Here is a 17,050-nt window from a genome sequence, read left to right as displayed (position 1 = left end):
GAACCCGCGGCCCGCGCACCTCGGCCAAGTGCCGGTCCAGGCGTTCCAGCCGGTCGAGGATCTCCCCCGCCTCCCCCAGCAGGACGCGGCAGAGATCGGTCGGCACCACCCCGCGGCGGCTGCGCTCGAACAGCGGGCCGCGCAGCCGGGCTTCCAGCCCCGCAAGGCTGCGGGTCAGCGCCGGCTGGCCGACCGCCAGCACCCGGGCGGCGCGGGCCAGGCTGCCATGCTCGGCGATGGCGCGGACCAGGATCAGGTCGCGGACTTCCAGCATATGCTTTTGCGCAAAGGATAAGTTTCCCGAACGGCATTGGTAACACCGCCGACCTTGCGGCCATAGTCCCGCCACCCCGCCATTCCGGCGCCGGGCGAAGGCAGGTATGGGTTCCGATGCAGTCAATGGCGGCAAGCATGCCGGCCGGAAGCGCGCCCGCCGGCATGCGGGTGATCCCCGGCGGCCGGTTCACCATGGGCTCCGACCGACATTATCCCGAGGAGCGACCGGCGCATCCGGTGCAGGTGGACGGCTTCTGGATGGACGCGGCCACCGTCACCAATGCGGAGTATGCCCGCTTCGTCGCCGCTACCGGCTACCGCACCGTGGCCGAGCGGCCGCTGGACGCGGCGCAGTATCCCGGCGCCGATCCGGCGATGCTGGTGCCCGGCGCCCTGGTCTTCCGCCCGACCGACGGGCCGGTCAACACGCGCGACGTCACCAACTGGTGGCACTGGACCCCGGGCGCCTGCTGGCACCGGCCCGAAGGCCCCGGCAGCGGCATCGATGGCCGTGAGAGCCATCCGGTGGTGCAGGTGGCCTACGAGGATGCCGAGGCCTATGCGCGCTGGGCCGGCAAGTCGCTGCCGACCGAGGCGGAATGGGAGTTCGCCGCCCGCGGTGGGCTGGAGGGCAAGGAGTTCGTCTGGGGCGACAAGCTGGCACCGGACGGGCTGCACCGGGCGAATACCTGGCAGGGCCCCTTCCCTGGCGGAACTTCGCCGCGGACGGCTTCGAGCGGACCGCCCCGGTCGGCTCCTACGCCCCGAACGGCTACGGGCTCTTCGACATGGCCGGCAATGTCTGGCAGTGGACTGCCGACTGGTATGCCGCGGGCCATCTGCCGCCGGACACCAATTCGCCGGACGCCGCCCCGGCGCCGTCCTGCTGCGGGTCGCCCGGCCGGCGCAGCCCCAGCATGGAAGGGAGCTACGACCGCGGCCAGCCCACGGTGCGCATCCCCCGGAAAGTGGTGAAAGGCGGCAGCTTCCTTTGCGCGCCGAGCTATTGCCGGCGCTACCGGCCGGCCGCGCGCCACGCCCAGATGGTGGACACCGGCATGAGCCATATCGGCTTCCGCTGCGTGCTCCGCCACGCCCCGGACCCCTGACAGGAGAAGAACGCCCATGAGGAGCGGAGCTTCACGCCGCGAGATGCTGCTCGGCGGCGCGGCCCTGGCCGCCGCCGGCGGCACGCCATCCGTCCAGGCCCAGACGGCCCCCCAGGCGGCGGCGCCCGCGCCCGCCGGCGGGAAGCGGCCGAACATCGTGGTCATCTGGGGCGACGACGTCGGGTACTGGAACCTCAGCCACAACAACCGCGGCATGATGGGCTTCCGCACGCCCAATATCGACCGGATCTTCCAGGAAGGCATGACCTTCACCGACTACTACGCCGAGCAGTCCTGCACCGCCGGGCGGTCCGCCTTCATCACCGGCCAGGCGACGGTGCGCACCGGCCTGTCCAAGGTCGGCCTGCCCGGCGCCGAGGCAGGGATGAAGCCCGAGGACCCGACCATCGCCCGCATCCTGAAGGGCCTGGGCTATGCGACCGGCCAGTTCGGCAAGAACCATCTCGGCGACCGCAACGAGCACCTGCCGACCATGCATGGCTTCGATGAGTATTTCGGCAGCCTCTACCACCTCAACGCGTCCGAGGAGCCGGAGAATGTCGACTATCCGAGGAACCCGGAATTCCTGAAGCGCTTCGGCCCGCGCGGCGTGCTCAACACCCGCGCCAACCCGGACGGCACGCAGACCATCGAGGATACCGGTCCCCTCACGCGCAAGCGGATGGAGACGATCGACGACGAGATCCTGGCCAGGACCACCGACTTCATCAGGCGGAAGGCAGGCGGCCCCGAGCCCTTCTTCGTCTGGCACAACTCGACCCGGATGCATTTCCGCACCCATGTGCCGGACGCCTACAAGGGCAAGTCGGGCCTCAGCTTCTATGCCGACGGCATGCTGCAGCACGACGACCATGTCGGCGCCATCCTTAGGCAGCTTGACGAGCTCGGCTTGGCGCAGGACACCATCGTCATCTACGGCACCGACAACGGGCCGCACTACAATGCCTGGCCGGATGCCGGCATCACCCCCTTCCGGTCGGAGAAGAACTCCAACTGGGAAGGCGCCTTCCGCGTGCCCTTCGCGATCCGCTGGCCCGGCCGCGTCGCGCCGAACAGCGTGAGCAACCAGATCGTCTCCAACCTGGACTGGTTCCCGACCCTGGTCGCCGCCGCCGGCGAGCCCGAGATCAAGGCCAGGCTGCTGGCCGGCTTCACCACCCAGGGGCGGACCTACAAGGTCCACCTGGACGGCTACAACATCCTGCCGATGCTGACCGGCCAGACCGCCGAGAGCCCGCGGAAGGAGTTCTTCTACTTCAACGACGACGGCCAGATGGTGGCGATGCGCTACGAGCGCTGGAAGGTCGTCTTCCTCGAGCAGCGGGCGCATGGCTTCGGCGTCTGGCAGGACCCCTTCGTGCCGCTCCGCGCGCCGAAGCTGCTCGACCTGCGCATGGACCCGTTCGAGCGCGCCGATACCGACAGCAACACCTACAACGACTGGTACATGGACCGGATCTTCCTGCTGGTCCCGGCCCAGGCCATGGCGCGGACCTTCTACGAGAGCTTCAGGGAATTCCCGCCCCGCCAGCGGCCGGACGCCTTCAACCTGGATGCCGTGCTGCGCAGCATGGAACAGGTCGGCAGCCGCTGAGGACCGCTCGCCCGCCGCCGGTCCTGGCGGCGGGCGAACCATCGCCTCCTGTCCCGAAGGTCAGCAGCCGGTCTGCCGCGGCGTCCGCTCCACCTCCAGGCCGAAGAGCGGACGGAGGCGCGTGCCGAGGACGCTGCCGGCGAAGGCGGCCGCCATCCAGGCCCAGCCATGCAGGCTGCCGGAGGCGATGCCAGAGAAATAGGCGCCGATGTTGCAGCCATAGGCCAGCCGCGCGCCGTAGCCGAGCATGAGCCCGCCGATGACCGCGGCCAGCGCCGAGCGCAGCGGGACGCGCAGGCTGGGCGAGAACCGACCGGCCAAGGCCGAGGCCAGCAGCGCGCCCAGGACGATGCCGAAATCCATCACCGAGGTGACGTCGTTCAGCACGCTGCCCTGGAGCGCCGCCTGCCCGTGCGCCGTCGACCAGTAGGGCCAGCTTGCGGCATCCACGCCCAGCGCCATGGCCGCCTTGGAACCCCAGAGGGCAAAGGCGGAGGTGATGCCCCAGGGCTTCCCGGCCAGCGCCAGGGTGGCGGAAGTTCAGCAGCGCCAGCGCGACCGCGCCGGCCAGCACCGGCCAGGGGCCTCGCAGGAAGCGGGCGAGGCCCTGCCGCGGCGAAGGCCGCGCCGCGACCAGCGCACCATGCCGCCGCCGCTCCAGCCAGGCGGTGCCGGCGGCGATCAGCCCGAACAGGGCAAGGTTCAGCGCCAGCGCCGGCCCGACTCCCCAGTCCTTCACCAGCGAGACCGGCGCCAAGTGCCACTGCGCCTGCCACCAGTGGAAATGCGCCGCGCCGAGCGCCGATCCGGCGACGAAGGCCGCGAGCGTGAGCACCATCCGCACCGAGCCGCCGCCCACGGTGTAGAGCGTGCCGGACGCGCAGCCGCCGCCGATCTGCATGCCGATGCCGAACAGGAAGGCGCCGACGAGCAGCGAGGACGCCTATGGGCGAGACATTGCCGGTGACCGGCTGGCCCCAGAGCGAGCCGGCCGCGAGCGTGGGGAAGAAGAGCAGCACGGCGAGGGCGAGCATCGCCATCTGCGCCCGCAGCCCCTCTCCCCGCCGGTCGGCGATGAAGACCCGCCAGGCCGAGGTGAAGCCGAAGGCGGCGTGGTAGAGGACGAGGCCGAGCGATGCCCCGAGCAGGTAGAGCGCCGCTTGGCGCGGGCTGACCGCCTGGCCGATGGCGAGGGCGCCGAGCAGCAGCAGCAGGCCGGCGCCGAGCGCCGCCGGGGAATGGATGCCGGACCACCGCGCCGGGACGGGCGCGACAGCCGTGACGGAGGCGGACATGAGGTATGGTTCTCCGGATAGGGCCAATGCTGCCCGCCATATGGCACGGCACGGCCGCCGGTTTCACGCCCGGGGCCGCGCCGATCCGGAAAACCCGCCACCCGCTGCGGGCATGGCTCAAAAACCACGCCCGCAGCGCGGGATTTAGGTGCCGATGCCGCCGAGAGCCAAGTACTTCACCTCGAGGTACTCCTCGATGCCGTAATGGCTGCCCTCGCGCCCCAGGCCGCTTTCCTTGACGCCGCCGAAGGGCGCGACTTCCGTGCTGATCAGCCCCTCGTTGATGCCGATCATGCCGCTCTCGATCGCCTCCGCCACGCGGAAGATCCGGCCGATGTCGCGGGCGTAGAAATAAGCCGCCAGGCCGAAGGGCGTGTCGTTGGCAAGCTGGATCGCCTCCTCCTCGGTCTTGAAGCGGAACAGCGGCGCGACCGGGCCGAAGGTCTCCTCGGTGAAGATCATCGCGTCGTGCGGGACATTCGCCAGGATGGTCGGTTGGAAGAAATTGCCGCCGCGGGCGTCCCGCCTGCCGCCGGTGACGATGCTCGCGCCTTTCGCCGTGGCATCGGCGATGTGCTCTTCGACCTTCTTCACCGCATCGGCGTTGATCAGCGGGCCCTGCGTCACGCCGGGCTCCATCCCGTCGCCGACCTTCAGCGCCTCCACGGCGGCCTTCAGCTTGGCGGCGAAGGCGTCGTAGACGCCGTCCTGCACCAGCAGGCGGTTGGCGCAGACGCAGGTCTGCCCGGTGTTGCGGTACTTGCTGGCCATGGCGCCCTGCACCGCGGCGTCGAGGTCGGCATCGTCGAAGACGATGAAGGGCGCGTTGCCGCCGAGCTTCCATGCTGGTCTTCTTGATGGTCGGCGCGCATTGCGCCAGCAGCAGCCGGCCGACATCGGTGGAGCCGGTGAAGGTCAGCTTGCGCACCAGCGGGTTCGAGGTCAGCTCCTTGCCCGTCTCGCCGGAGGGGCCGGTGATGACGTTGCAGACGCCGGGCGGCATGCCGGCGCGCTCGGCCAGCACGGCGATCGCCAGCGCGCTGAACGGGGTCTGGCTGGCCGGGCGGATCACCCCGGTGCAGCCCGCGGCCCAGCCGGGGCCGGTCTTGCGGGTGATCATCGCGGCCGGGAAGTTCCAGGGCGTGATCGCGGCGAAGACGCCGATCGGCTCCTTCGTCACCAGGACGCGGCGGCCCTTGGCGTTCTGCGGGATGGTGTCGCCATAGACCCGCTTCCCTTCCTCGGCGAACCATTCGATGAAGCTCGCGGCATAGGCGATCTCGCCCTTGCTCTCGGCCAGCGGCTTGCCCTGCTCGGCGGTCATGATCGCCGCGAGGTCGTCGGTATTGGCGATCATCAGGTCGAAGAGCTTGCGGAGGATCGCGGCGCGGTCCTTCGCCAGCATGGCGCGCCAGCCCTTCTGCGCGGCATGCGCCGCCTCGATGGCGCGGCGGGTCTCGGCGGCGCCCATGGCGGGGACGCGGCCGACGACGGCGCCGGTCGAGGGGTTGCGGACCTCGATCGTCTTGCCGCTATCGGCCTGGACCCACTGGCCGTTGATGCAATTGGCCTGGCGGAAGAGCTCGGGGTCCTTCAGCGGCAGGCTCGTGATGGCGTCCAGCATGGCCGGTCTCCTTCCCTTGGTCCGCCGGAAGATAGGACGGGCGGGGGCGGCTGTCAGGGGCGCCCACTTCCGCGGGCCAGGACCTTGGCCTAGCCTGCCCGCAACGAAGCAGGAGGAACGCCATGCGTCGCGCCCGGATGCGCGTCGCCGCGCTGATGCTGGCGCTGGCGCCGGTCGCCGCGGCCGCCTACTCCGACCGTCCCGTCACCGTCATCAACCCCTACGCCACCGGCAGGCCAGGCGGACGCCACCGCCCGCGCCCTGTCGGACGGGCTCGCGGCGCAGCTCGGCCAGCCCGTGGTGGTGACGAACCGGGAGGGCGGGTCGGGCGTGGTCGGCCTGCGCGTGCTGGCGGCCAGCCCGCCGGATGGCCATACCCTCGCCTTCTCCGCCCTGGTGCCGCTGACCATCCAGCCGCACCTGGTGCGGAACACCGGCCTCGGCCCGGATGCCGTGGCACCCATCTGCAACGTCACCGAGAACATCCTCGGCGTCATGGTCCGCGCCGACAGCCCCTGGCGCGGCCTGCCCGACATGGCCGCCGCGGCGCGGCAGCGGCCGGTGACCTATGGCTCGCCGGGGCCGAACTCGGCCCCCTCGATCGGCGTCGAGCGCATCCGCGCCGCCACCGGCGGCGAGTATGTCCACGCCCCCTTCCGCGGCGACGCCGCCTCGCTGCTCGAGGTGAAGGCGGGCCGGCTGGACGCAGCGGCGATCGTCGTCGCCCTCAGGCGTGCCCATGGCGCGGGCCGGGGAGATGCGGCTGATCGGCGCCTTCTCGCTCCGCCGGCACCCGGGATTCCCCGAGGTCCCGACGGCGAAGGAACAAGGGATCGAGGCGGTGGAGCTCTCGGCCGCCGGCCTCTTCGCCCCGCGCGGCACGCCGGAGCCGGTGCTGGCCCGGCTGGAATCCGCCTGCCAGGCCGCCATGGCGACCGAGGGCTTCCGCGCCCTGACCCAGCGCTGGGCGGTGCTGCCGGACTATCTCGGCCGCGCCGATTTCGCCCGGCGCCTGGCCGAGCACTACGCCGACCATGCCGAGGTGCTGCGCGCCCTGGCGTGCAGCCCGAGTAGCAAGGAAACGCCCATGCCCCGCCGCATCGTCGACATCTCGGTGGCCCTGAAGCAGGGGATCAAGTCCGACCCGCCCTGGGCGCTGCCGCAGATCGACTACCACGACCACCGGATGACCGCGCCGCCGATCGCCGAGTATTTCGGCATCCGCCAGGACCAGCTGCCGGAGGGCAATTACGCCGCGCGCGAGCAGGCCCGGCTCTCGACCCATGCCGGCACCCATCTCGACAGCCCCTACCATTTCTTCCCGCGGCAGGACGAGGCGCTGGTCCCGGGCGGCCGCCCCTCGATGCGGATCGACGAGGTGCCGCTCGACTGGTGCTTCCAGCCCGGGGTGAAGCTCGATTTCCGCGCGTTGCCGGACGGCTACACGGTGCAGCCCGAGGACGTGGCGAAGGAGCTCGACCGCATCGGCCACGTGCTGAAGCCGCTTGAGATCGTCATGGTCAACACCCGCGCCGGCAGCCGCTACGGGGAGGACGACTACATCGATGTCGGCTGCGGCATGGGAAAGGCGGCGACGCTCTACCTGCTGGAGCGCGGCATCCGCGTCTGCGGCACCGATGCCTGGTCCTGGGACGTGCCCTTCAGCGTGACCAAGCAGCGGCTGGCCGAGGGCGCCTCCCCCGACATCATCTGGGAGGGCCACCGGGCCGGGCGCGAGATCGGCTACTGCCACATGGAGAAGCTGCACAACCTGGAAGCCCTGCCGGCGGACGGCTTCATGGTCGCCTGCTTCCCGGTGAAGGTGCATCGCGGCTCGGCCGGATGGACACGGGCGGTGGCGATCTTCGAGGAATAGCCCCACGGCTTGCCGGGCGCGGCGGCAATCGTTCTACTCATGGGCAAGAACACCGGAGGAAAGCCATGCCCACGCGCCGCGCCCTGCTCGGGGCGCTCGCCGCCCCAGCTTGCCCGAGTATGGCCCTGCTGCCGCGCGCCGCGCACGCCGCCTGGCCGGAGCGGCCGGTCCGGGTGATCGTGCCCTTCGCCGCCGGCGGCAACACCGACGTCATGGCCCGCACCGTGCTCGCCGCCATGGGGGAGACGCTCGGCCGCATTTCGTCGTCGAGAACCGTGCCGGCGGGGCCGGCAGCCTCGGGGCCGAGCTCGCGGCGCGGGCCGCACCGGACGGCTATATCTCTGCTGGCCGGCTCCGGCGGATCGCTGACCGCCAACCCGGTGCTGCAGGCCAACCTGCCCTACGACCCGCTGCGCGACTTCGCCCCGATAGGCCTGCTGGCCAGGGTGCCGAACGTGCTGATCCTGGCGCCGCGGATGACGCAGCGGAGCTGGCCGGAATTGCTGGCCGCCGCCAAGGCGGCGCCGGGCAGCCTGAACATCGCCAGCCCGGCCATCGGCACCACCGGGCATTTCGCGCTGGAACTGCTGAACCACGCCACCGGCGCCGGGCTGGTGCACGTGCCCTATCGCGGCGGCGGTTCCCTGGTGGCGGATCTGCTGGCGGGCAATTTCGACGGTGCGATCCTCGAGCTCTCCACCGCCCTGCCGCTGCACCAGGAGGGCAAGGCGCGCATCCTGGCAGTGGCTGCGGCGCAACGGGTGCCGCAGATGCCGGAGGTCCCGACCTTCATCGAGGGCGGCGTGCCCGGCTTCACCAGCACCAGCTTCACCGCCCTGCTCGGCCCCGCCCGCATGCCGGCCGAGATCGTGGCGGCGTTGCGCGAGGCGGCGGTGCAGGCGCTGGCGACGCCGGCTGTCGCCCAGCGGCTGGTCTCGCTCGGCGCCACGCCGGCAACGCCGGAGGAGGCGACGCCGGCCGGGCTCACCGCCTATCTGGTGGCCGAGCTGGCGCGCTACCGGCAGGCGGCGCAGCTGGCCGGGTTGCGGCCGCAATAGCGGCCGCGCCGTTCGCAGGCTGAGCGCGCCCGGATCGCCGCGGCGCTAGGCGGCGCTGCCCTTGGGGAGCATGCGCCGCCCCTCCGCCTACTCGACCGTCACGCTCTTCGCCAGGTTGCGCGGCTGGTCCACATCGGTGCCCTTCAGCACCGCCACGTGGTAGGCCAGCAGCTGCACCGCGATGGCATAGAGGATGGGGGTCGAGAAGGCACCGACCCGCGGCAGCTCGATCACCCGCTCGGCGAAGCGGCTCAGCGGCGCGACGCCATCGGCATCGGTGAAAGCCATGATCCGCCCGCCGCGCGCCGCGGCCTCCTGCAGGTTCGACGCCGTCTTCTCGAACAGCGGCCCGGTCGGGCAGAGCGCGATCACCGGCACGAGGTTGTCGATCAGCGCGATCGGGCCGTGCTTCATTTCGCCGGCGGCATGGCCCTCGGCATGGATGTAGCTGATCTCCTTCAGCTTCAGCGCGCCCTCGAGCGCGATGGGGTAGAGGCTGCCGCGGCCGAGGAAGAGCACGTCGCGCGCCTTGGCCACCTCGGCCGCAAGCTCGCGGATCTGCGCGTCCTGCTCCAGCACCTGCGCCGCATTGCCCGGCACCTCCAGCAGCGCCTGGGCCAGCCGGCCCTCATCCAGCGTCGAGAGCTCCCGCCGCGCCCGGCCGAAGCCGATGGCGAGGCAGGCCATGACCGCGAGCTGCGCGGTGAAGGCCTTGGTCGAGGCGACGCCGATCTCCGGCCCCGCCACGGTCAGCACCGCCCCGTCGCTCTCCCGCGCCATCGAGGATTCCGGCACGTTGACGACCGACAGCACCTTCTGCCCGCCCTGCCGCAGCAGCTTCAGCGCCGCCATGTTGTCCGCCGTCTCGCCGGACTGGCTGATCAGGATGGCGGCGCCGCCCTCGGCCAGCGGCGGGTTGCGGTAGCGGAATCCGGAGGCGACGTCGGCATCGACCGGCAGCCGCGCCAGCTGCTCGATCCAGTAGCGGCCGACCGCGCCCGCCAGGAAGGCGCTGCCGCAGGCGGTAATGGTCAGCCGGGGGATCTTCGCCGGGTCGAAGGGCAGCCGCGGCAGCCGCACCTCCAGCGTCTTCGGGTCGAGGTACTGCCGCAGCGTGTCGCCCAGCACCGCCGGGTGCTCGTGCAGCTCCTTCTCCATGAAGTGCCGGTAGTTGCCCTTGCCGACAGCGGCGCCGGAGACCGCGGTGACCACCACCTTGCGGTCCACATGATTGTCCTGCGCGTCGAAGAAGGCGGCCCCTCGGTGTCGAGCACCGCCCAGTCGCCCTCGTCGAGATAGGCGATGCGGCGGGTCAGCGGCGCCAGCGCGAGCGCATCCGAGCCGATGAACATCTCGCCCTCGCCGAAGCCGACCGCCAGCGGCGCGCCCTGGCGGGCGGCCATCAGCAGCTTCGGATGGCCGGCGAAGACGGCGGCCAGCGCGAAGGCGCCATGCACCCGCTTCAGCGCCGCGGCGAAGGCGGCCTTCGGCTCCAGCCCATGCGCCAGGATGTCGTCCAGCAGGCGGACGAAGGTCTCGGTATCGGTTTCGGTCTCGAAGACCGCCCCTTGGCCTCCAGCTCGGCGCGCAGCTCGGCATGGTTCTCGATGATGCCGTTGTGCACCACGCTGACACGCCGGGTGCTGTGCGGGTGGGCGTTGCGCTCGGTCGGCGCGCCATGCGTCGCCCAGCGGGTATGGCCGATGCCGGTGGTGCCGCTCAGCGGCTCGCGCTCCAGCACCGCGGCCAGGTTGCCGAGCTTGCCCTCGGCCCGGCGCCGCTCGACCTGGCCATCGACCAGCGTGGCGATGCCCGCGCTGTCATAGCCGCGGTATTCCAGGCGCCGCAGCGCCTCCAGCAGCAGCGGCGCCGCATCCGCCTTGCCGACAACGCCGACGATGCCGCACATCAGTTCGATCCCTTCGTGTCTGCAGGGCGCTTGCCCTTGAAGCCCTTGCCAGGCTTGGTCGCCTGCCGGCCGCGCGCGATCGCGAGCGCGTCGTCCGGCACGTCCTCGGTGATCACGCTGCCGGCCGCGACCAGCGCGCGCGCACCGACCCGGACCGGCGCCACCAGCGCGGTGTCGCTGCCGATGAAGGCGCCGGCGCCGATCTCGGTCCGGTGCTTGTTCACGCCATCATAGTTGCAGGTGATGGTGCCGGCGCCGATATTTGCCCGCGCACCCACCGCGACATCGCCCAGGTAGCTCAGGTGGTTGGCCTTGGCGCCCTCGGCCAGCGTCGCCGCCTTCAGCTCGACGAAGTTGCCGACATGCGCCTCCCGGCCCACCTCGGTCCCCGGCCGCAGCCGGGCGAAGGGGCCGATGATCGCGCCGCTGCGCACAACGCAGCCTTCCAGATGGCTGAAGGCGCGGATCTCGACCCCGTCCTCGACCGTGACGCCGGGCCCGAAGACCACGTTGGGGGCGACGCTGACATCCTGGCCGAGCCTGGTGTCCCAGGAGAAGAACACCGTCTCCGGCGCCGTCAGGGTCGCGCCGCCGGCCATCGCCGCGGCGCGCAGCCGCGCCTGCATGCCGGCCTCCAGCAGGGCGAGCTCGGCCCGGCTGTTCGCCCCGGCCAGCTCGGCCTCGGAGGCTTCCTCGGCCACCACGCGCCTCCCATCGGCGACCGCCAGGCCGACGATGTCGGTCAGGTAGTACTCGCCCTTGGCATTGTCGTTGCCGACCGCATCCAGCCAGCGGAACAGGTCGGCCGCCGGGGCGCAGACCACGCCGGCGTTGCACAGCCCGATCGCCCGCTCCGCCTCGGAGGCATCGGCCCATTCGACGATCCGCGCGACGTCGCCCGAGGGCTCGGTCACCAGGCGGCCGTAGCGGCCCGGATCCTCGGGGCGCATCGCCAGCAGCGCCAGCCCGGCCTCGGCCCGCCTGGCGACCAGCCTGCGGATGGTCGGCACGGTGATCAGCGGGTTGTCGGCGTAGAGCACCGCGACGTCGCCGGCGAAGCCGCGCAGCAGGGGCGCGGCCATCCGTGCGGCATGGCCGGTGCCCAGCCGGTCCGCCTGCACCACCGTCGCATGCGGCGCCACCGCGCGTTCCATCACCGGCATGTCCGGCCCCACCACCACCACGATCCGGTCGAAAACCTGCTCGCAAGCGCTGACCAGATGATTGATCATCGGCCGCCCGGCGACCGGATGCATCGCCTTGGGCAGCGCGCTCCGCATGCGCGTGCCGAGACCGGCGGCGAGGATGATGGCTGCGGCGGGCATGGCATCTCCGGGAAACGGACGCGGCATGGGGGTTTAGGCCCGCCGCTGCACTATCGCATGCCGGTTGTGACCGGCCTGCCCGGGTAAAGGCAAGCGTCACGCCATCGCGGGCCGCGCCTCGCATTGCAGATTGCGGCGGCACGCGGTAGGCCGGGCCATGCCCCGCCTCGCCGTCTTCGACCTTGATGGCACGCTGGTCGACAGCGCGCCCGACATCCACGCCGCCCTCGACCGCTTGATGCGGGGCCAGGGCCGGCCCGGCTTCACCCGGCCGGAGGTCACCGCGATGATCGGCGACGGCGTCCGCGTGCTGGTCGAGCGCGCCGCGGCGGCCCGCGGCATCGCCTTCTCCGAGGCCCTGCTGGCCGGCTTCACCGCCGACTACACCGCCCGGGCGGCCGAGGCGACCGCGCTGTTCCCCGGCATCGCCGCGGCGCTGGACGGGCTGGCGGCGCAGGGCTGGGCACTGGCGGTCTGCACCAACAAGCCGGCGGCGGCGACCGCGGCGCTGCTCCGCGCGCTCGGCCTCGATGGCCGCTTCGCCGCGGTCGGCGGCGGCGACAGCTTCCCCGTGCGCAAGCCGGATCCCGGCCACCTGCTCGGCACCATCGCCAGGGCGGAGGGCGATCCGGCGCGGGCGGTGATGATCGGCGACCATCGCAACGACGTCGCGGCGGCGCAGGGGGCCGGGCTGCCCTGCCTCTTCGCCGGCTGGGGCTACGGCGCGCCGGCCATGGCCGAGGGGCCGCCGCCACCGCGGCCAGGCCGGCCGACCTGCTACCGCTTCTCCGCGACCTCCTGCCCTGAGGGCAGCGGCTCGACCGATTGGAGCACGACGCGGATGCTGCCCAGCCAGCGGCTCGGCAGCTCGATCCTGACCGGGATGGCCTGGAGCCCCGGCAGCGGCCGGCCGAGCCAGGCGGTGGCGGGCTGCGGCTTCTGTGCCCATTCCGCCTCCCGGTCGCTGCGCCAGCCGGCCAGCAGCCGGCTCTCGAAGCTGCAGCGCAGCGCCTGCCCGCCGAAGCCGCCTTCCTGGGGCAGGATCTGCATGCCTTCGGTCTGCACGGTGTAGTCGGCGCGGCGCCGGCCGTCATAGACCGCGGCGGCGGCATCGCAGCGGCCGGTCTGCGCCACGATGCGGGTCAGCTTCGCCAGCGCCGAAAGCCCATCCATGGTGCCGAGGCGGAGCGCCGCCGGAACCGGCTGGCGGTCCGGCTCGATCGGCGGCTCGAGCACGCTGAGCACCGGCTGGCCGGGGCTGGGCCAGTCCAGCGCCACCTCGCGCTTCGTGCCGCGCCAGGTGCCCTCGACCCGGTAGCGGGCCGGGACCGGGTCGGTGCCGCGCCAGGCGCCCTCGGTGCTGGTTACCTGGTCACCGCGGCCGAGGACGTTGAGCAGGCCGGTGGTGCGGATGCGGGCGCGCAGCCGGTAGCGCGGGCCTTCGAGCTCGAACTGCGCCTCGATCTGCATCACCTGCATGCCAGCGGCACGGACCTCGTAACGGGCAAGCAGGGTCTCCGCCCGGCTCGCCATTGGGGCAAGGATGGCGGCGGCGCAGGCGGCAGTCGGGAGCAGCCGGGACATAGCCATGGCCGACGATATGGGCTGCTTCCGCGGCGCAGCAAGCGCGGCGATCCCCGGCTTGACACCCCTGCCGCTTTCCGTATTTCCCCGCCTCCCGCAGGTCGGGCGCGTAGCTCAGCGGTAGAGCATTCGCTTCACACGCGAAGGGTCACAGGTTCAATCCCTGTCGCGCCCACCACTTCTTCCCATTCCGCCCTATCCTGGCGCCTCCGGGCGAGGGATCCGCCATGCCGGTCAACGGGACGGAAGGCTATGCCGCCGAGGCTGCTGCGCTGCTGCGGCAATACGAAGGCATCCCCTTCGAGGCGGTGCACCGCGCGGTCCGGCACCTGTTCCCGGCGCCGCCCGCCCGGGTGCTGGATGTCGGTGCCGGCACCGGGCGGGACCCGGCGGCCTTCGCCGCCCTGGGCCATGCGGTCGTGGCGGTGGAGCCGACCGCGGCGCTGCGCGAGGCGGCGCGGGCGCTGCACCCTCCCCCGCATCGCCTGGGTCGATGATGCCCTGCCGCGCCTGGCCCGGCTGGGACAGGCTCGCTTCGACCTGGCGATGCTGACCGCGGTCTGGATGCATCTCGACCTGGCGGAGCGGCAGGCGGCGATGCCGCGCATGGCGGGCCTGCTGCGGCCGGGCGGGCGGCTGGTCCTCTCGCTGCGGCACGGGCCGGTGCCGCCGGGGCGGCGGATGTTCGAGGTCACGGCCGAGGAGACCATCGCGCTGGCCGTGGCGGCGGGGCTGCGCCTGCTCCTGCGGCTCGACCGCCGGCCGGGCGCCCAAGCCCGGCCGGGCGTGTGCTGGACTCGGCTGGGCTTCGAGGCCGGGGCCTGAAAGGGAAGATCGGGGAGGGAAAAGTATTCCCTCCCCGAACCCCACCCTTCCTTTTTCTGAGTCTCGGCACTCGCCGCGCGGCGAGTGCCAGACTCACAGAAATAGATGAGGGGGCCCGGGGAGAATACCTTCTCCCCCGGCCTTTTCTTTCCTGCCGCTGCTCAGGCCTTCGCCATCGCACAGGCGCCCTCGGCGATCGGCCGGAATGACTTCTCCGCCGAGGTCTCCGCCAGCACCTTGTAGACATCGCCCGGGCCGCGGCTCTCGGCCGGGGTCTTCACCAGGAAGAGGTAGGTCGGGTGCAGCTTCCGCCCGTCCTTGCGGATGGTGCCGGCGCCGAAGGCGTCGTCGTCGGTCGGCATGGCCTGCATCGCCGCCACCGTCTCCCGGCCCGAGGCCTTCGCCCTGGCGACGCCGATTTGCGCCGCGGCCTTCAGGTAGTGCAGCAGCCCGGCATAGTCGCCGGCGTGGTTGTGGCAGGGAAAGGTGTTCGGCGGCAGCTGGCCCCTCACCCGGTCCATGAAGGCGCGGGTGCGCGGGTTGAGGTCCCAGTAGAAGGTCTCGGTCTGGGTCAGGCCCTGCGCGGTGGGCAGGCCGAGCGCCATGACGCTGTTGATGTAGCCGGTCAGCCCGACGAAGCGCTTGCCGGACTTCATGATGCCGAATTCCTGCGCCTGCTTTACCGCGTTGACGAAATCCGTCCCGGCGCCGAGGAAGGCGATGACCTTGGCACCGCTCGCCTGCGCCTTCAGCAGGAAGGCGGAGAAGTCGGTCGTCTCCGGGAAGGGGTAGGCGACGCTGCCCAGAACCTTGCTCCCCGGCGCCCTCCACCGAATGCGTGGTGTCGGCCTGCAGCATCTGGCCGAAGGCGTAGTTCGGCGTGATGAAGAACCAGCTGTCGGCGCCGAGCTTCACCAGCGGCTCCCCCGTCGCATGCGACAGGCACCAGGTGTCGTAGCTCCAGTGGATGGCATTGGCGCTGCAGTATTCCGAGGTCAGCGCCGAGGTCGCGGCCGAAGTGTTGACATGCGCCTTGTCCTTGGCCTCGACCACCGGCTTCAGCGCGATGGCGAGCGCCGAATTGCTGACGCCGAGCACCATGTCGACATTGTCCCGGTCGAACCACTGCCGGGCGATGCCGAGGCCCACGTCGGACTTGTTCTGGTGGTCGGCGACCAGCAGCTTGACCCCGATCTCCGGGTGCTGCGCGGTGAATTCCCGCACCGCCTGGCGGGCGCAGACCACGCTGGTCGGGCCGGCGATGTCGCGGTATGGGCCCGACATGTCGTGCAGCAGGCCGATCCGCAGCGTCTCCTCCGGCTTCCGGGTCTGGGCATGGAGGATGCGGGTGATGCCCGCGGTGGCGAGCAGGCTGGCGCCGAGCACGGCGCGGCGATGGAGGCTCATGGCGGTTTCCTTCCCTCGATCCCGGCGGGCCGATTGCTTCGGTCCTTCGCCCGGGCACCGCGCCACTTCACCGCATTCCGGCGCGGCGGGACAGGCCGAAGGCGGCTACTTGATCCCGACCACCATCGAATCCGGCCCGGCCAGCGGGTGCGCCGCGGCTTCGCGGAAGCCGGCCTCGCGCATCCAGCCGATGCAGTCGGCGGCGGTGAAGTCGAAGCCGCCCGGCGTCTCGATCAGCATGTTCAGGCTCATCAGCAGGCCGAAGGCATTGGCCCGGCGGTCGTCGTCGATCAGCGCCTCGTAGACGATCAGCGCGCCGCCGGGCGGCAGGGCGGCATGCGCCTTGCCGATCAGCATCCGCTTCCGCTCGAGGTCCCAGTCGTGCAGGACATGGCCCATGACCAGCACGTCGGCGCGGGGCAGCGGGTCGGCGAAGAAGTCGCCGGCATGGAAGGCCAGCCGCCCGGCCAGGCCCTGCGCCGCGGCATGCGCCTCGAACAGCGGGCGCAGCGCCGGCAGGTCGAAGCCGCCGCCGGCCAGGTGCGGATGGGCCAGGGCGATCTGCGCGGGCAGCCCGCCCTCGGCGCAGCCGATATCGACGAAGCTGCGGTGCCGGTCCCAGGGAAAGGCGGCGGCCATGGCCCGGGCCGGCGCCAGACTCAGCGCGGTCATCGCCGCGGCGAAACCCCGCAGCCGCTCCGGGTCGGCATAGAGCTCGCCGAACAGGTCGCGGCCGTGCTTCACCTCGTTCTGCGGCGCGCCGGTGCGCAGCGCCTCGGTCAGCGAGCCCCAGAACGGATACAGCCGGGCATTGGCCATCTCCAGCATGCCGCCGAGATAGCCGGGGCTGCGGCGGTCGAGGTAGAGGGCAGTGGCAGGGGTATTGGCGTAGCGCCCGGCGTCGCGCTCCAGCATCCCGAGCGCGACCAGCGCGTCGAGGAAGTCCCGCGCGCCGCGCACATGCAGGCCGAGCCGGCCGGCCAGCGCCGCGGCGTTGCGCGGGCCGCCCCGGGCCAGCTCGGTGAAGAGGCCGAGCTCGACCGCGCTCAGCAGCGCCTTCGATCCCCAGAAGCCGAAGCCGAGCTGCATGATGGCGTCAGGCGTCGCCTGAGCGTCCTTGGCCGCTGCCGTCATTACCGCCTCCTCC

General features: G+C 71.8%; 10 protein-coding genes, 1 tRNA gene and 8 pseudogenes. 9 read left to right on the top strand and 10 right to left on the bottom strand.

Features of this window, described 5'->3' with window-relative positions; translation table 11 throughout:
- Nucleotides 1-151: 151 nt before the first annotated feature.
- Nucleotides 152-274 (bottom strand): annotated as a pseudogene (locus ACQ86J_RS29930) (helix-turn-helix domain-containing protein); the annotation flags it as partial.
- Between the two features lie 116 nt (nucleotides 275-390).
- Here ACQ86J_RS29930 and ACQ86J_RS29925 point away from each other — a divergent pair.
- Nucleotides 391-1,385 (top strand): annotated as a pseudogene (locus tag ACQ86J_RS29925) (formylglycine-generating enzyme family protein).
- Nucleotides 1,386-1,401: 16 nt separating this feature from the next.
- A complete protein-coding gene (locus ACQ86J_RS29920; RefSeq protein WP_431268369.1) occupies nucleotides 1,402-3,000 on the top strand; it encodes an arylsulfatase in 1,599 nt (532 codons plus the stop codon).
- Between the two features lie 60 nt (nucleotides 3,001-3,060).
- On the opposite strand, the gene ACQ86J_RS29915 is transcribed toward ACQ86J_RS29920, so the two are convergent.
- From ACQ86J_RS29915 to ACQ86J_RS29905, 3 genes and pseudogenes are all read right to left on the bottom strand, one after another.
- Nucleotides 3,061-3,462: a YeeE/YedE thiosulfate transporter family protein gene (locus tag ACQ86J_RS29915; protein WP_431268368.1), complete on the bottom strand. Its 402-nt coding sequence runs from the start codon at nucleotides 3,460-3,462 to the stop codon at nucleotides 3,061-3,063.
- A gap of 151 nt (nucleotides 3,463-3,613) precedes the next feature.
- Nucleotides 3,614-3,901 (bottom strand): annotated as a pseudogene (locus ACQ86J_RS29910) (YeeE/YedE thiosulfate transporter family protein); the annotation flags it as partial.
- A gap of 538 nt (nucleotides 3,902-4,439) precedes the next feature.
- Nucleotides 4,440-5,919 (bottom strand): annotated as a pseudogene (locus tag ACQ86J_RS29905) (NAD-dependent succinate-semialdehyde dehydrogenase).
- Between the two features lie 297 nt (nucleotides 5,920-6,216).
- Here ACQ86J_RS29905 and ACQ86J_RS29900 point away from each other — a divergent pair.
- From ACQ86J_RS29900 to ACQ86J_RS29890, 3 genes and pseudogenes are all read left to right on the top strand, one after another.
- Nucleotides 6,217-6,582: pseudogene (locus ACQ86J_RS29900) on the top strand (tripartite tricarboxylate transporter substrate-binding protein); the annotation flags it as partial.
- Between the two features lie 76 nt (nucleotides 6,583-6,658).
- Nucleotides 6,659-7,795, top strand: coding sequence for a tripartite tricarboxylate transporter substrate-binding protein (locus ACQ86J_RS29895; RefSeq protein ID WP_431268367.1), 1,137 nt, complete (start codon nucleotides 6,659-6,661; stop codon nucleotides 7,793-7,795).
- 65 nt (nucleotides 7,796-7,860) lie between these two features.
- Nucleotides 7,861-8,853 carry a Bug family tripartite tricarboxylate transporter substrate binding protein gene (locus ACQ86J_RS29890; protein ID WP_431268366.1) on the top strand — a complete coding sequence of 331 codons (993 nt, stop codon included), beginning with the start codon at nucleotides 7,861-7,863 and terminating at the stop codon, nucleotides 8,851-8,853.
- A gap of 87 nt (nucleotides 8,854-8,940) precedes the next feature.
- On the opposite strand, the pseudogene glmS reads toward ACQ86J_RS29890, so the two are convergent.
- Both glmS and glmU read right to left on the bottom strand, forming a co-directional pair.
- Nucleotides 8,941-10,762 (bottom strand): annotated as a pseudogene (glmS, locus tag ACQ86J_RS29885) (glutamine--fructose-6-phosphate transaminase (isomerizing)).
- Complete coding sequence (glmU, locus tag ACQ86J_RS29880) at nucleotides 10,762-12,087, bottom strand: bifunctional UDP-N-acetylglucosamine diphosphorylase/glucosamine-1-phosphate N-acetyltransferase GlmU (RefSeq protein ID WP_431268365.1); 1,326 nt, start codon at nucleotides 12,085-12,087, stop codon at nucleotides 10,762-10,764. The pseudogene glmS and the gene glmU overlap by 1 nt, the downstream one beginning before the upstream one ends.
- 157 nt (nucleotides 12,088-12,244) lie before the next feature.
- Between glmU and ACQ86J_RS29875 the strand changes: the two are divergent.
- Nucleotides 12,245-12,772 (top strand): annotated as a pseudogene (locus tag ACQ86J_RS29875) (HAD family hydrolase); the annotation flags it as partial.
- Nucleotides 12,773-12,864: 92 nt separating this feature from the next.
- Here the strand turns inward: ACQ86J_RS29875 and ACQ86J_RS29870 are convergent.
- Nucleotides 12,865-13,671 (bottom strand): DUF3108 domain-containing protein, encoded by an 807-nt coding sequence (locus ACQ86J_RS29870; RefSeq protein ID WP_431268364.1) that lies wholly within the window; start codon nucleotides 13,669-13,671, stop codon nucleotides 12,865-12,867.
- Nucleotides 13,672-13,774: 103 nt separating this feature from the next.
- Between ACQ86J_RS29870 and ACQ86J_RS29865 the strand changes: the two genes are divergently transcribed.
- The 3 genes from ACQ86J_RS29865 (at nucleotide 13,775) to ACQ86J_RS29855 (ending at nucleotide 14,496) form a co-directional block, all read left to right on the top strand.
- Nucleotides 13,775-13,849 (top strand) — tRNA-Val (locus ACQ86J_RS29865).
- Nucleotides 13,850-13,898: 49 nt separating this feature from the next.
- The gene (locus ACQ86J_RS29860) at nucleotides 13,899-14,168 is read left to right on the top strand and encodes a class I SAM-dependent methyltransferase (RefSeq protein WP_431268363.1); all 270 of its coding nucleotides are present in this window, start codon (nucleotides 13,899-13,901) and stop codon (nucleotides 14,166-14,168) included.
- Between the two features lie 49 nt (nucleotides 14,169-14,217).
- Nucleotides 14,218-14,496 carry a hypothetical protein gene (locus tag ACQ86J_RS29855; protein WP_431268362.1) on the top strand — a complete coding sequence of 93 codons (279 nt, stop codon included), beginning with the start codon at nucleotides 14,218-14,220 and terminating at the stop codon, nucleotides 14,494-14,496.
- Between the two features lie 161 nt (nucleotides 14,497-14,657).
- Here ACQ86J_RS29855 and ACQ86J_RS29850 read toward each other — a convergent pair whose 3' ends face one another.
- The 3 genes and pseudogenes from ACQ86J_RS29850 to ACQ86J_RS29840 form a co-directional block, all read right to left on the bottom strand.
- Nucleotides 14,658-15,302 (bottom strand): ABC transporter substrate-binding protein, encoded by a 645-nt coding sequence (locus tag ACQ86J_RS29850; protein WP_431272584.1) that lies wholly within the window; start codon nucleotides 15,300-15,302, stop codon nucleotides 14,658-14,660.
- An 88-nt stretch (nucleotides 15,303-15,390) separates the two neighbouring features.
- A pseudogene (locus tag ACQ86J_RS29845) lies at nucleotides 15,391-15,780 on the bottom strand (ABC transporter substrate-binding protein); the annotation flags it as partial.
- A 228-nt stretch (nucleotides 15,781-16,008) separates the two neighbouring features.
- On the bottom strand, nucleotides 16,009-17,037 hold the full coding sequence (locus ACQ86J_RS29840) for a methyltransferase (protein WP_431268361.1): 1,029 nt from the start codon (nucleotides 17,035-17,037) through the stop codon (nucleotides 16,009-16,011).
- Nucleotides 17,038-17,050: the final 13 nt, after the last annotated feature.

This window comes from Dankookia sp. P2 (assembly GCF_050632255.1).
GTDB lineage: Bacteria > Pseudomonadota > Alphaproteobacteria > Acetobacterales > Acetobacteraceae > Paracraurococcus.
The sequence above is the reverse complement of the archived record's forward strand: the minus strand, read 5'-3'. Positions and strand labels throughout refer to the sequence as shown.